12 protein-coding genes are annotated in these 15,733 nt (G+C 30.7%); all 12 read left to right on the top strand.

The window, feature by feature from the left end; all coding sequences use genetic code 11:
• A partial coding sequence (locus tag C3E90_RS13175) for an ABC transporter permease (protein WP_236916126.1) occupies window positions 1–943 on the top strand: 943 nt, incomplete at its 5' end.
• Window positions 943–1,875 carry an ABC transporter permease gene (locus C3E90_RS13170; RefSeq protein ID WP_236916125.1) on the top strand — a complete coding sequence of 311 codons (933 nt, stop codon included), beginning with the start codon at window positions 943–945 and terminating at the stop codon, window positions 1,873–1,875. The genes C3E90_RS13175 and C3E90_RS13170, both read left to right, overlap by 1 nt.
• 12 nt (window positions 1,876–1,887) lie before the next feature.
• Entirely contained in the window at window positions 1,888–2,937 is a 1,050-nt protein-coding gene (locus C3E90_RS13165; protein WP_236916124.1) for an ABC transporter ATP-binding protein, read from the top strand.
• Window positions 2,930–3,877 (top strand): ATP-binding cassette domain-containing protein, encoded by a 948-nt coding sequence (locus C3E90_RS13160; RefSeq protein ID WP_236916123.1) that lies wholly within the window; start codon window positions 2,930–2,932, stop codon window positions 3,875–3,877. The genes C3E90_RS13165 and C3E90_RS13160 overlap by 8 nt, the downstream gene beginning before the upstream one ends.
• Before the next feature lie 14 nt (window positions 3,878–3,891).
• Window positions 3,892–4,704: a C40 family peptidase gene (locus C3E90_RS13155; protein WP_236916122.1), complete on the top strand. Its 813-nt coding sequence runs from the start codon at window positions 3,892–3,894 to the stop codon at window positions 4,702–4,704.
• A 103-nt stretch (window positions 4,705–4,807) separates the two neighbouring features.
• Window positions 4,808–6,052: a beta-N-acetylhexosaminidase gene (gene nagZ / locus C3E90_RS13150; RefSeq protein ID WP_236916121.1), complete on the top strand. Its 1,245-nt coding sequence runs from the start codon at window positions 4,808–4,810 to the stop codon at window positions 6,050–6,052.
• Between the two features lie 19 nt (window positions 6,053–6,071).
• Window positions 6,072–6,737 (top strand): hypothetical protein, encoded by a 666-nt coding sequence (locus C3E90_RS13145; protein WP_236916120.1) that lies wholly within the window; start codon window positions 6,072–6,074, stop codon window positions 6,735–6,737.
• A 39-nt stretch (window positions 6,738–6,776) separates the two neighbouring features.
• Window positions 6,777–7,676, top strand: a complete 900-nt coding sequence (locus C3E90_RS13140; RefSeq protein WP_236916119.1) for an ROK family protein — start codon at window positions 6,777–6,779, stop codon at window positions 7,674–7,676.
• Between the two features lie 10 nt (window positions 7,677–7,686).
• Entirely contained in the window at window positions 7,687–10,776 is a 3,090-nt protein-coding gene (locus tag C3E90_RS13135) for a PD-(D/E)XK nuclease family protein (protein ID WP_236916118.1), read from the top strand.
• Entirely contained in the window at window positions 10,777–14,079 is a 3,303-nt protein-coding gene (locus C3E90_RS13130; protein ID WP_236916117.1) for a UvrD-helicase domain-containing protein, read from the top strand.
• Complete coding sequence (locus C3E90_RS13125) at window positions 14,057–14,881, top strand: alpha/beta hydrolase (protein WP_236916116.1); 825 nt, start codon at window positions 14,057–14,059, stop codon at window positions 14,879–14,881. Before C3E90_RS13130 ends, C3E90_RS13125 begins: the two co-directional genes overlap by 23 nt.
• 43 nt (window positions 14,882–14,924) lie before the next feature.
• Window positions 14,925–15,662, top strand: coding sequence for a helix-turn-helix transcriptional regulator (locus C3E90_RS13120; protein WP_236916115.1), 738 nt, complete (start codon window positions 14,925–14,927; stop codon window positions 15,660–15,662).
• Window positions 15,663–15,733 lie beyond the last annotated feature (71 nt).

Here is a 15,733-nt window from a genome sequence, read left to right as displayed (position 1 = left end):
GTTAAAGTATTCACTTAAAAGGTTATTTCAATCTTTAATAACATTATTTATTGTAATAACGGTAGTATTTCTTCTCATGCGACTAATGCCAGAGGAAGGATATTTTGGCGATGGATATGAAAAGCTGGATGAGGCGCAAAGGGAAGCCATATTAACAAGTATGGGACTTAGGGATCCTATGCATATTCAGCTAAAAAATTTTTACTCAGACCTTCTATCAGGAAATTTAGGAACCTCCATAATATATCGACCAAAGGTGCCTATTGCCGAAATCCTTAAAACCAAGATACCCTACTCAGTACGTTTTGGGCTAGCTGCTATGGGAATTTCTTTAGTTCTTGGAGTATCCTTAGGTATTACTATGGCTAGAAGTAAAAACCAAATTTGGGACAAGGTAGGTACAGGTTATATAGTGTTTATTAACGCTGTCCCTGCTGCAGTTTACTATCTATTTTTGCAACTATATGTGACGGATATATTAAAACTACCAATTCTATTTAATCCAGACAGACCTGTTAGTTGGATACTGCCTACTATTTCCATGTCTTTAGGAGGAACTGCTTCTTATGCCATGTGGATGAGACGTTATATGGTAGACGAATTAAACAAGGACTATGTAAAATTAGCAAGAGCAAAAGGTCTAAGGGATAAGACCATAATGGTGAAACATGTACTTAGAAATGCCTTCGTACCCATGGTTCAGTATTTACCTACATCTCTATTATTTACCATATCAGGTTCTATATATATTGAATCCTTATACTCTATTCCAGGAATGGGAGGGCTTTTGGTAGATGCTATTCAAAGGCAAGATAATACATTGGTTCAAGCCTTAGTCCTTATTTACTCATCTATAGGCATAATTGGTCTATTTTTAGGCGATATTCTAATGGCAACTTTAGACCCAAGAATTAAGCTGGAGAGAAAGGCAGGTGCTAGATAATGGATAATTCCTTATTTGAATTTGCAATCTATGATGAATCTAAAGCAGAAAGGACTGGATACTCTAATTATTCCTATTGGCGTTCTACAGTTCAAGTATTTATGAAGAATAAAGTGGCTGTATTCCTATTGTTTTTAATGATAACAGTACTAGCCTTTACAATGATTCAACCTTATTTACCAGGACAGAAATCTCCTACTAAAATTCATATCGATGAGACTACCAATATGCAACTTAGAAACCATCCCCCTGATTCGGAATTCTGGTTTGGGACTAATTCCATTGGGCAAGACCTATGGGCTCGTATCTGGAGTGGCACTAGGACTTCATTATTAATAGGTTTTTTTGTTGGTTTATGGGAAGCAATAATAGGTATTATAGTTGGAGCCTTATGGGGTTATGTTAGAAGATTAGAATCCATTATTACTGAAATATATAATGTATTAAACAATATTCCCACAACCATAGTTCTAATACTTTTAACTTACATAATGAAACCTAGTGTATTTACCATGATATTTGCCATGTGTATGACAGGTTGGCTAAATATGGCTCGTTTTGTTCGGAATCTTATAGTCATTATTAGGGATAGAGAATACAATTTAGCTTCCAGATGTTTGGGTACACCAACTAACAGAATAATCACCAAAAATTTATTACCCTATTTAGTTTCGGTAATCATGTTAAGAATGGCATTAGCTATTCCTGCTGCCATAGGTTATGAAGTTTTTTTAACCTATATTGGACTAGGCCTTCCTGTAAGTATTCCATCCTTAGGAAATTTAATTAATGAAGGTAGAAGGGTAATGGGAGTTCCATCTTTACGATACCAATTAATATTCCCCGCAGTAGTCCTTTCAATTATTACCATATCCTTCTATGTAATAGGTAATGTATTTGCAGATGCATCTGATCCAAGAAATCACGTATAGGAGGTGGCTTAGATGACAAATTCTAATATAATATTGTCCGTTCAGGATTTAGTAGTTAAATTTAATCTAAGAGGCAAAATTTTAACTGCCATAAGGGAAGCCTCATTGGATTTATATGAAGGAGAAAGTCTGGCCATTGTAGGGGAGTCAGGAGCTGGGAAGTCTGTATTTACCAAAACTTTTATGGGCTTATTAGATGCCAATGGATGGGTAGAATCTGGCAGTATATTATATAAGGGAGAAGATTTGGCTAAATATAAGACGGAAGAGGATTGGATAAAGATTAGAGGAAGGGAATTTGCCATGGTATTTCAAGAACCTATGACTTCATTAAATCCCCTAAAGAGTATAGGTAGCCAAGTGGAGGAGGCGGTAGTACTCCATCAAGGTTTAAAAGGTGAGAAAGCAAAAGAAAAGGTGCTTGAAATACTAGATGATGTAGGCATATCCGAACCGATAAGAAGATATCATCAATATCCTCATGAATTCTCTGGTGGAATGAGACAGAGGGTGGTTATAGCTATTGCAATAGCTTGTAATCCTAAGATACTAATATGCGATGAGCCTACTACTGCTTTGGATGTAACCATACAGGCACAAATACTAGATTTACTAAAAAACCTACAGAAGAAGTATAAATTGACCACCATTTATATTACCCATGATTTAGGAGTAGTAGCAAATATAGCAGATAGAATAGCTGTAATGTATGCTGGAGATATAATAGAAATAGGCACCTGTGAAGAAGTCTTCTATAACGCACAACATCCCTATACTTGGGCTTTGCTTTCATCCTTGCCTCAATTAGGCGTTAAGGGAGAACCTTTATATTCCATTAAAGGAACACCACCAAATTTGTTCAATGAGATAAAGGGAGATGCTTTTGCTTCTAGGAATGAAAAGGCATTAAAAATAGATTTTGTAAAAAGGCCCCCATATTTTCAAGTAAGTCCTACCCATAAAGCTAAAACTTGGTTACTAGATTCTAGAGCGCCAAAGGTTGAACCACCAGAATCCATAAAAATTTTACGCAAACAATGGCAGGTGAAGGCAAATGGATAAAATAAAAAAGGAAATTTTATTAGAAGTCAAAAATTTACGCATAGAGTTTGGGAAGAAAAAGAAGGATAAATTTGTGGCAGTAGATGATGTGAGTTTTCATATCTATAAAGGTGAAACCTTTGGACTGGTAGGAGAATCTGGTTCAGGAAAAACTACTATTGGTAGGGCTATTACCCGTATAGTAGAGACTGCTGGCGGAGAGATATTGTTTAAAGGGCAGAAGATAAATGGAAATATTAGCAGAGAATTAGATAAGGAACTGACTAGAAAGATACAGATGATTTTTCAAGATCCAATGGCTTCCTTAAATGAGAGGGCTAAGGTAGATTATATTGTATCTGAAGGTTTGTATAATTTAAAGAATTATAAAGATGAAGAAGATAGGAAAAGAAAAGTAGAAAAGGCCTTATTAGATGTTGGACTTTTACCAGAATTTGCTAGTCGCTTTCCCCATGAATTTTCAGGAGGACAAAGGCAAAGGATTGGAGTTGCTAGGGCATTAATCATGGAGCCAGAGTTTATCATTGCAGATGAACCCATATCAGCCTTAGACGTTTCTATTCGAGCTCAGGTTTTAAATCTATTATCTGAACTACAAAAAGAAAAGGACTTGACTTATTTATTTATAGCTCACGATTTATCTGTAGTAAGGTTTATAACAGATAGATTAGCAGTTATTCATAAGGGGAAAATAGTTGAATTAGCAGAAACTGAAAAACTTTTCGCAAATCCATTACATCCGTATACTAGGGCTTTACTTTCAGCCATTCCCTTACCTAATCCAATAAAAGAGAAGCAAAAGGTGTTAGAAGTATATGACCCAAATTGTCATAACTATGAGAAGAATCCTCCTAAGTGGATAGAAATAGAACCAGGTCATTTTATATTAGCCAATGAAGAAGAGATTGAAGAATATATGATAAGATTAAGCAAAGCTTAAGAAGGGGGTAAATTATGAAGGAATTAGCTATTATTATAGATACTATAGGTCCTTTAAAGCAGCAAGTAGGTTTTGAAAAGGAAGCTGCCGATGAATCTATCTTTGGTAGATTAGTAACCATATTGAATAAAGAAAAGGATAATTGGTATTACGTGGAAACTGACTATAGATATAGGGGATTTATTCACGGAGATTATCTATTAATAGATAGAGAAAAGGTAAAAAACTGGGATAGAGAAGCCAATCATATAGTAACATGGGGAATAGTAGATGTGATGAAAGAACCAAAATATCAAAGTTATAGCATAAAATTATTAACTAGGGGAGCAGTTATTAAACTTACAGGGAATACCAATAAAAATTGGGTAGAGATGATTTTACCAACAGAAGAAAAAGGTTGGATTAGAAAAGAATTAATTGGGGATAGGATTAGACTAGATAGGGGGATTATTGATAATAGTTTGCGGAAAAAAATAGTAAACACAGCTCTTACTTATTTAGGCACCCAATATAGATGGGGTGGCAAAACTCCTTTTGGCATTGATTGTTCAGGTCTTGCTTCCATATCATATTTAATTAATGGAGTTATTATATATAGAGACTCCCAAATAAAAGAAGAGTTTGGTATGAAAAAAATACCAAGGGAAGAGATGAAACCAGGGGACCTATTATATTGGCCTGGTCATGTTGCCATGTATATTGGATATGATAAATATATCCACTCTACTGGAGCATCGGGTGGAGTAGTAATTAACAGCTTAAACCCAGACCATGATGACTATAGGGAGGATTTAGCAAAAATAAAGGAAATAGGAACTGTGTTTTAGACCTGCTTATAACAGCAGGTTTTTTATTTGAAAGTATCAATATTGCAAAAGAAGAGATACTATATTAAAATTGAGTTAATATATTAAAGGAAAAGAGGATATTATGAAAAAGCTATATTTATATATATTATTAGGCCTAATCCTTATATTGACTGGATGTAGTAATGGTAAAGAGATAGTAGATAAGGATAAGCAGAAAGAAGATATACCTAGAAAAGAGTTAGAACCAACGGAAGAACTTGAAACTAAAAATAATATTCAAGAGAAAATAGATAATATGACATTAGATGAAAAGATAGGTCAACTGGTGATAGTAGGGATAAATGGTTATACAATAGATGATCATACAAAGGAAATTATCGAGAAATATCATATAGGTGGTTTCACTCTATTCAAATATAATATCTCTGATGAAAACCAGACTTTAGAACTATTAAATAGTTTAAAAAAGGCTAATTCAACTAACCCAATACCATTATTCTTATCAGTAGATGAAGAAGGAGGAAGGGTATCTAGACTTCCCAGCTCATTTCTAAAACTACCAGCAGCTAGAAAAATAGGGGAAATAAATGATAGAGATATCTCCCTGGAATATGGTAAAATAATAGGAAAGAGATTAAAATCTTTGGGATTTAATATGAACTTTGGCCCAGTCTTAGATATAAACTCCAATCCAAAAAATCCAGTAATAGGAGATAGGGCTTTTGGTTCTACAATTGAAACAGTAATAGAAAACGGAATACAGGTAATGAAAGGCACAAGGTCAGAAAATATTATTCCTGTTATAAAACATTTTCCAGGCCATGGAGATACGGATATGGATTCCCATATAGATTTGCCTGTGATAAATAAAGATATTAAGGAACTGGAAGAATTAGAATTAGCACCTTTCATTGAAGGCATTAAACAAGGTGTTAAAGGAATAATGGTAGGGCACATACTTTTTCCCGAATTGGACAACAAGTATCCTGCTACCTTATCAAAGGAGATTATAACAAAATTACTTAGGGAGAAATTATCTTTTAAAGGTGTAATAATATCAGATGATATGACTATGGGAGCAATAATTAAAAACTATACAATAGATGAAGCAGCTGTTAAGTTTCTAAAGGCTGGTGGTGATCTATTGCTTGTATGCCATGGCTATGAAAACCATATGAAAATTATTGAAAGAATAAAGGAAGAAGTCAATAAGGGAACCATTACTCCAGAAGAATTGGATGAAAAGGTATATAGAATTATTCAAATAAAGGAAAAGTATAAACTAAAAGACCGATTGATAGAAGAAGTTGATATGGATTCTTTAAATTCCAAAACTGAGGAGCTATTAAATAAAATTTCTAGATAGGATGGAAAGGGTTGATACTTTGCCATATAAAATTATCATTGATAGAGCTACCGATAGGATTATGTCGATGGCTGAATTGATGGAAGATAATAGCTTTAAAAAGATACCAAAAACTAAGGTGGATTATTTTATTGATGAATCCATTAAAATAGGCATTGAAACAGCATTAAATATAATGAAAAAATATAATTCTTTAAAAGAAATCTGTGAAGATAAAAAGATTCAAGTGGAAGTAGATACTACTGAATATGATTTTGAGATGGTAAAGCTTAGAGGAAAATACAAAGAAGATAAAGAAAAAATAATAATGTATGATAAATCTATAAAAAGAATGGAGCAAGCCTATAGCGGATTAGGGATTAAATTTTTAAATTATAACAATATATATAGAATATTATTAGCTCATGAACTTTTTCACTATATAGAATCTAAAGAGATTGGGAATACCTATGAAAAATTAGATGAGGTAAATGTAATCAAACTAGGACCAATTAAAAAATCATATCCTATCATAAAGACTAGCGATATAGGAGCAAATATATTTGCAAAGAAATTTCTAGATTTATCTTTTAATCCAAAGGTACTTAATTATTTATATCTTTGGGGGACAGGCTTTGTTGATATGGATAAATTACTAAACTATTTTGATGAAATAGATGAAAGGCTAAAGGTATATTATCTATGATTATGTGGAGGATAGTTTTAATGATAAGGAGGTGTTTTTTTGAATAAGGTTATTGGAATCGATGTAGGTGGCACTAGTATATATGGTGGGCTTATTAATGAAAAGGGACAAATTTTTAAAAAAACAAGTGAGGATACAGGCTCAGAGGGAGATAAGAATATTGTATTAGGTAGGATAAAAGAAATTATTAATGAATTGAAAGAAGGAGAGAAAGTAGAAGCTATTGGTATAGGCTCTCCTGGATTTATAGATGTAAAAAAAGGTGAAGTATTGACCATAGGTGGAAATATTATGGGATGGGCTGGTACTAAGATTAAAGAAGAATTATCAAAGGAATTTAATAATATACCTATTTTTGTTGAAAATGATGCAAATGTAGCAGCCATCTGTGAAGAATGGATAGGAGCGGGAAAAGGATTAGACAGTTTTATTATGTTAACCTTGGGGACAGGAGTTGGAGGAGCTATTTTTTCTAAAAAATCAGGCATATGGTATGGTAAAAACTATCAGGGGGCTGAGCTAGGCCATACTATCCTATATCCCAATGGCAGGCAATGTAATTGTGGACAGAAAGGTTGCGTAGAACAATATATATCCGGAAGTGGTATAGAAAAAACCTATTTAGAATTATCAGGGAAAAGATTAAAAGGAAAAGATATTTTTAATAATTGTAAAAATGATGAAAACTGTAAAGTAACTATTGATAAATTTGTTGAAGATTTAGGAACCTATCTAATATCTATAAAGAATATATTTGACCCTGAAGGAATAATAATTGGTGGTGGAGTTATTAACTCTAAAGAATTTTGGTGGGATAAAGTCCTCAATTATTATAATGATAACTGTAACAATCCAAAGGGAACGAAAATTCTACCAGCTAAATTTTTAAATGATGCTGGCATGATTGGGGCTGCAAAAATAGCTTTGAACAATATTTAGGAGGAAAAAAATGACAGAGAGGTTGGTTTATTTAGGTCCCTATAATAATTCTAGGACTAATGATTTATTTAACAAAGGTATTGATTATTTGGAACAAAATATAGGAAATCGTTTCTACTATATATTACCAAATGGTAATTTATTGGAAAGATATAGAGAAAAGATGATTAAAACTGTGAAGGGCACCTTTGATATTAACTTATTTACCTTTGATGACATTGTAGATAGATTATTGGAAAATAATTTAAATACCTATATAGATGGTGAAATGAAAGAAGCTCTTATTTCTAAAATATTAAGGGAACTAAATGAAAATAACAAATTAAAATATTATAAAAATATATCAAATAAAAAAGGTTTTGTTAAGAGCCTAGTTAGAATAATTGGAGAGATAAAAAGATCATTAATAACTGCTGAAGAATATCTAGCAAGATGTCCAAAAGAACCATTTTACTCTGAAATAGGATTGATATATGAAGAATATGAAAATCAATTAAATAATTATAGTCTAATAGATAGGGAAGAAAGTTTCTTCAAATCCTTAGCTTTACTTAAAGAAGACAATAGCTTTTTTGATGGCTTAGATTTTATTATAATAGACGGATTTTTTGATTTTAGACCTCAAGAATTAGAGCTGTTAAAAGAAATAACTAGAACCAAATGTCCTATATATATTAATATGCCTTTTTACAGAGATAAGAATTTTGATACTCTTCTAGAAACTTTAGAATTTCTTAAAGGATTAGGATTTGAAATTATTAATGAGGAAAAAGAAGAATTAACCTATTATGAGGAAATGGCTAGCATTTTATTTAATGAATCTAAAAGTAAATTGAAGCCTAATCATAATATTCATATGGTTAAGGCATCTAATACCTATTTGGAGTTTAAAAAGATTTCAGAAACAATTAAAAGACATAATTTAGAAGGCATAGATTTAATAGATATGGCCATTGTCCTTACTAATCCAGATGAGTATGAAGATAAAATGTTTCAAGTATTCCAGGAGGAAAGAATTCCTTGTTCTTTAAATAAGGATATTAAATTAATTGAAATACCTTTAATTAAAGAATTAGTTCATATTCTAGAACTTAAGAAAAACTCTAAAAAAACCATTATAAATAGAATAAAGAGCAATTATTTTAACCTCTGCAATATTGAAGAAAGAGAAATAATAGAATATTTTCTAAGAAAATTAAGATTTGATTCTATTGGAGATTTAATCTATGGGAACAAATTGAATACTTCAATACATATTGATGATTTGAAATCAATACTACTTACCATGGAAGAAGAATCCAATGGCATTCCTTCAAAAACAACTATTAAAGAATATCTGTCAATCCTTATGGATTTTATTGAAAAATACAATATTAAAGGGAAAATATTGGAGTTATATAATTTAACAGGAGACTTTAATTTATTTGATAGAGATTTTTCAGCTTATAACAAATTAATAGAGATATTAAATACTATAATAAATGTTTCGAATATTATTGTAGATGAGATTCCATTAGAAGAATTTTTAGTACTATTGGAAAGCTATCTAGAAAAAGAAAGCATAATGGAAGTTCAAGGTAATCAAAGAGGAGTCCATATATTATCTCCTGTAACTGCTAGAGGACAGAGGTTTAAAGTTTTATTTCTACCTGGGCTTTCTCAAGGAAAGTATCCTAATATAATGGAAAACAATTTCTTTTTTAAAGATGACAATTATGAAGAACTAAAAAGTATAGGAATGGATGTAAAGAATTATCACGAAAGATTGGACAAAGAATCCATAATGTTTACTACTATTATTGCTACTTGTACCAATAATTTGTATTTATCCTACTCAGAAAATGCTACTGAAGACGAGAAGGACATACCTTCTATTTTTTTAGATGAAGTATTAAATGTTATTGAAGGAGAAAAGATTGAAGAAAAAGTAAATCTAATAACAGTAAATATGGATTATATTATTAAAAGGGAAGCTAACCAATTAACAACAAAGAAAGAATTATCTAAATACCTCCTTGGAAGATATTTCGAAGGAGAAGATGAAAAAGAATTATTTTATATGTATAACAACATGGATGGGAATACCTTAAAAGAAGTAAATAATAGGATTTTATGTGAAATTGAAAGGAATAAGGAAGAATTCAATCAATATAGTGGAAATATTGGAGATGAAAATATAATAGAAGATATTATGAATATCCATAAAGACAAAATATACTCTATTAGTTATTTAGAATCCTATGGAAGATGTCCTTATTATTTCTTATTGAATAATATATTAAATGTGGAAGAAATGGAAAGGGAATTTCAGGATTTTACTCCTCTAGATAGAGGGGTTATTAATCATGAGGTATTAAAAGAATATTATTACAATTATAGGAAAGAAATCCAAGGGCATATAGAGGGGAAAAGCTTATTTAATATAGATAAAACCAATGATTATATAGTTGCAAAAGTAGAAAAGAAGATGAAATCCCTAGGTATAGATTTAAATTCTAAGCTTTGCCATTTGAGAATAGAAAACAATGCTAATAGAATATTAGAGTTTATTAAATCCGATTTAGATAGATTAACCAAATTGAAGAAAAAGACGGTTCCAATAGATTTTGAAATCCCATTTGGCAAAAAAGAACCCTTTGAAATAGAGATAGACGGTTTGAAGATTCCATTTACCGGGGCAATAGATAGAGTAGACAAATATATTGATGAGGACAAATATATAATAATAGATTATAAAAATAGTGATTACAATATTAGGAATATTGATCATATGAGGTCTGGATTATCGTTGCAATTGCCTTTATATATATTGTCACAAAAAGATAAATCTGTAGTTGCAGCTATGTATGGAATTATATCCACTGGAGAGTTTCAAGTAAAGTTAGGCAATGTAGAAGAAAAAGACCTAGTAAGCAAGAGGAACAAAGGCGCTATTACTGAAGAAGAATTAGAAGAATTATTGGATACAACTAAAGAATTTATTAAGTTTTATATAGAAGGTATCTATAACGGGGATTTCTCTGTAAATCCAGTAGAATGTTCACCTTATTGTATTTATAAGGATATATGTAGGTACAAAGAAGTTTGGGAGGTGGAATGATTGGATAATACAAAAGAGCAAGATTTAGCCATAAAAACTATAGATAAAAATCTAGCTGTAAACGCTGGCGCAGGTACTGGGAAGACCAAAGTACTTACGGAAAGGTATATATACATATTAGAACATGGTGATTTAGAAGAGAACAAAGAAGTAGAATCCATTGTTGCCATAACCTTTACTAAAAAAGCCACCCAAGAGATGAAGGAAAGGATTAGGGAAGAGATAAAGAAAAGATTTTCTCTTGGAGAAAAATGGCATAGATATTATAGGGATATGGAAAAATCAAATATATCCACCATTCATAGTTTCTGTGGCAATATCCTAAGGGACAATGCTTTGGAAGCGGGTATTGACCCTATGTTTACCGTGCTAGACCAAGATGAAGCCAACTTATTACTAGAAGATACCATATTGGAAGAATTAATACAATCCATAGAAGAAGATGAAAATATCTATAATTTAGTAAAAATATTCAATAGAGATGATTTGATCAAAGTGGTAACTGAGCTAAAAGCCATTTATAATAAAATAAGGACAGTGGGTTATTCTTTTGAAGAAGTAAAAGATATGACCTTGTCTTATATCTCTAATGTTCAATTAAATCCAGAGGATATTCAGTATATTAAAGATAGTTTCATATATTTAATGGAGAGGTCTAGAAAGAATTCTAAGATTGATAAATTAAGGACTGACAGTATCTGGTTTAATTTCTATGAGGATAATTATTCAGAAGAAGAATTGATTCCAATTCTAGAATATATATATGATAATATTGGAACCAATTCAAAAGAGATACACAGAATAGAAAGTTTAAAGAATACTATAAATAATGTATTCCTTATTAAAGAAAAAGATTATCTATGGCTATATGAAGGGCTTTTTAAACTATTAATTGAAATTGATGAAAAATATAGAAAGAAGAAAGATGAATTAGGTAGTTTAGACTACGATGATTTGCAGATATTAGTATTAGAATTACTAGAAGATGAATCCACTAGGCAAAAATATCAAGATAAGTATAAATACATTATGGTAGATGAATTCCAAGATACCAATGAGTTACAGAAAAAGATATTCTATAAACTTTGCTCTAAAGAGAAATTATTAGATAGAAACAATCTCTTTGTAGTTGGCGATCCAAAACAATCCATATATGGATTTAGAGGAGCAGACCTGCAGGTCTTCTATGATGTGATTGTGGATATGGAGAGGATATCAAATCAGAAGACTATTAATCTAGATAAGAATTTTAGAACTGTTGATACTATCTTAGAGTTTGTAAACTCATTATTTGATAAATTAATGGGTACTAAGTATATAAGTTTGAAGAATTATCATATTTCTGATAATGAGATAGATGTGGAAATATTGGAAAATAGGGATTTAACACCTCCTCCTAATATAGATGAATCTAATTATAATACCTATTATGAAAGTAGACTAATAGCTAGTAGGATAAAAGAGCTTGTTGGGGAATATGGATTTAGATATGGTGATTTTGCCTTATTATTTAGGGCGGCAACTACGGATTATATATATGAAGAAGCATTGATGGAATATGGAATTCCCTATTATAATATAGGGGGGAAAGGGTTTTATCAAGGCCAAGAGATTATAGATATTATGAATGCTTTAAAGACTATTAGTAATAGATATGATACCATATCTACCTTAGGTTTTTTAAGAAGTCCTATGGTAGGTCTTTCGGACAAGACCTTATATTGGTTTTTAAGATATAAAGAGAATTGTCTGTTAGACACATTAGACAAGAATATTGAATATATAGAAGATGATGAAAAGATAAGGATTAAAAAAACGAAAAAACTTTTAAATAATCTAATGACAAAGAAAGGTTTATATGGAGTTTATCCATTATTATTGGAACTTATAAACAAGACCTATTATATGGAAAGTCTTATGTTATATAATGGAGGTAGGCAGTTAGTCTCAAATATCTATAAATTTTTAGAAATGACTTTAGGTTTCGATAGGAATACTTCAGGTTCTTTAGAAGATTTTATAGATTATGTTGAGAGATTAAAGGATACAGACGAATCTCAAGCAAAAATTCACTCAGAGGATGCAGATGCGGTGAAATTAATGACCATCCATAAATCTAAAGGCCTACAATTTCCTGTAGTGGTAATTCCTCAGATGTCAAGGGGATTTAACTATCAACAGCCTTATATACTGTTAGATAAGGACAAGGGAGTTGGATTTAAATACGATAAAAAATCTCCATTTTATGATAAAATAAAAGGAGATATTAGAGCTAATGAAGATGAAGAGTATAAACGTTTATTATATGTAGCTATGACTAGGGCAGAAAAAAGATTGATAATTGGCAACCAAGGGAAGGATAGGGGTTTTAAAAAAATAGTTCAAGATCTTATTGATACAGACCATATAAAAGTTATCGATAATATCAAGTATAAGCCTAATTCATACAAGCCAATTGTAGGTCTCAACAATGATTTGTTGGACACTAAACCCTTTGACAAGAAGCAATTTCCATTACTTCAGAAAGTGGAAGGGTATAATCATAAAATTTTTTCTAGAATTAGTGCTTCCCAATATATTGAATTCAATGAATGTAGACGAAGGTTTTTCATGAACTATTACAAAAGACTTTCCCTAGATACAGCTAACCATAGAAGCAAAGGAATGCCTTTAGTTCTAAATCCAGCTATTAAAGGAGATATAGTTCACAAATTTTGTCAACATTATAAATTGGGTATGGAACCTGATAAATTGATGAAAAGAGTGGTTAATTATTTTGGAATTGAATATAATCAAGAAATAAAAAATGAATTATATCCATATATAAAGAATTATTTACAATATTATAGTGAAGATTTTGATGAAACCTATTCGGAAAAGGAGATTTACTTAAAAGTGGAAGATGCTTACTTATATGGTATAATAGATAGAATAAATATTAAAGGCGGTAAGGCTGAAATATTGGATTTTAAAACTAACCGAATGCATAATAAAGAACAGCTAGTAAATAAATACCAGCCTCAGCTACAGGTTTATGCTAATGCTTTTAAAAGGACTACTAATATGGAGATAGGGAGAGTTGCCATATTATTTTTAGAAACAGGAGAATTTGCTGAGATAGACATAAGTAAGGATAGTTTAGAAAAAAATTACGAAGATGTAAAACAATTTATTCAGTTTATTAATAATAATAATTCTATTGAAAAATATAATAAATCCAATCGATGTAGAGAATATTGTGAATATAGTATATTGTGTAATATTAACAAGGGGGATTGGAATGGAAAACTATTTAAACAGTGAGGGAAATATTAAACTCTATCTTAAAAAAGATATACCAGAGGGGGCAATAGCCAATATAGTTATAAATCACGGCTTTGCCGAACATCTAAATCGATATGATTATGTAGTAAAAAAATTGAATGCAGCTAAAATCGGGGTTTATAGATATGATTTAAGGGGACATGGTAGAAGTAAAGGTATAAAAGGTCATATTGATAGCTTTATGGAATTTGCTAATGATGCAGATAGAGTGGTAGATCTAGCAAAAGAAGAATATCCTAATTTACCATTATTTATGTTGGGACATAGCATGGGAGGATTTATTACCTGTTTATATGGCATCAAGTATCCTAACAAGTTAAACGGACAGATTTTTTCAGGAGCAGCAGTGAGAAGGTTACCTCAGGTAGAGGGAATAAAAGGAGATATTTTTAATTTAATCAATATATTTCTACCTAAGATGAAGATAAAAAATCAACTTTCAAAAGATATATGCAGTGTGGCAGAAGTTGTTGAAGACTATGAAAATGATACACTAGTGTTAAAGGAAGCTACATTAAATTTTTATATTCAATTCCTAGTAAAGGGAACTAATTGGATTGGGAAGAACTTAGGAAATTATAATTATCCATGCTTAATTATTCATGGAGAGAAAGATAGGATAGTTCCAATGGAGACTGCCATGTTTCTATATAATAATATTCCATCAATAGATAAAGAGATTAAAATCTATGACAATTTATACCACGAAATATTAAATGAGAAGGAGAAGGATAAGGTTTTACTTGATATAATAAATTGGTTATACAGTAAAGTTAATTGAGTAATATAATAGGTTTAAATGATTGAATAGGAGGGGATATGTTATGGACTATTTTACAATATTAAAACCTGGTCATAGGCTGAGACAGATTAGAAAGATATTAGGGTTAACCCAAGAGGATTTATCAGGTAGAAATATGTCAAAAAATTATATCTCCATGTTTGAAAATGGTAAAAGGTCTATTAATATTATCAATGCTACCTATCTTGCTGATGTTTTAAATTCTAAAGCTGAAGAACAGGGTATACAATTGGATATAACTGCTTCTCATTTTGTAAAAAATGAAAAAGACATTGCTCGAGAAATATGTATAGATGAATTGGATAAAATATCAGTTAATCGTAGTTTAGATAAGAATGAAAAGTATTGGGGACTATATAAGATAATATACCTATCGAAGAAATATAATCTAGAAGATTTATTAGCTAGAGCCCTAAAAACAAAGGGGAACTTTCTTTATAGAGAGGGGTTATATTCTTGTGCTATAGCACATTTTTCTAAAAGTATTCTATACTTTTTTAGAGAAGGAGATATAGACTATATTAATAATTGTTATTTAGCTATGGGTAAAACATATTTTATGGATAAAAACTATGAAATGGCAATAACCTATTATAATCTTGCAAGTTCATATGGTAAAGAAGATAGTATGCTTTATTATAAGGCATTATCCTATTATAAATTAGGTAATTATGAAATATCGAAGAGCATTATAAATAAAATAGTGTTTAAAGATGAAAGGGTATTAAAGTTGGAAAGTTGTATTTCTAATATTATTTGAATGAGGCGATATAGATGTTATTAATGGGAATATTATTTATAATACTAGGCTTTTTTTCAATTTTAAATCAA

Source organism: Clostridium sp. Cult2 (assembly GCF_021655075.1).
Taxonomy (GTDB): Bacteria; Bacillota; Clostridia; order Tissierellales; family Tepidimicrobiaceae; genus Schnuerera.
The sequence above is the reverse complement of the archived record's forward strand: the minus strand, read 5'-3'. Positions and strand labels throughout refer to the sequence as shown.

What these genes read in the sequence shown, in the direction of transcription:
- C3E90_RS13170 (WP_236916125.1), top strand. Translation starts at nt 943, where the DNA reads ATGGATAATTCCTTATTTGAATTTGCAATCTATGATGAATCTAAAGCA.
- C3E90_RS13165 (WP_236916124.1), top strand. Translation starts at nt 1,888, where the DNA reads ATGACAAATTCTAATATAATATTGTCCGTTCAGGATTTAGTAGTTAAA.
- C3E90_RS13160 (WP_236916123.1), top strand. Translation starts at nt 2,930, where the DNA reads ATGGATAAAATAAAAAAGGAAATTTTATTAGAAGTCAAAAATTTACGC.
- C3E90_RS13155 (WP_236916122.1), top strand. Translation starts at nt 3,892, where the DNA reads ATGAAGGAATTAGCTATTATTATAGATACTATAGGTCCTTTAAAGCAG.
- nagZ (WP_236916121.1), top strand. Translation starts at nt 4,808, where the DNA reads ATGAAAAAGCTATATTTATATATATTATTAGGCCTAATCCTTATATTG.
- C3E90_RS13135 (WP_236916118.1), top strand. Translation starts at nt 7,687, where the DNA reads ATGACAGAGAGGTTGGTTTATTTAGGTCCCTATAATAATTCTAGGACT.
- C3E90_RS13125 (WP_236916116.1), top strand. Translation starts at nt 14,057, where the DNA reads ATGGAAAACTATTTAAACAGTGAGGGAAATATTAAACTCTATCTTAAA.
- C3E90_RS13120 (WP_236916115.1), top strand. Translation starts at nt 14,925, where the DNA reads ATGGACTATTTTACAATATTAAAACCTGGTCATAGGCTGAGACAGATT.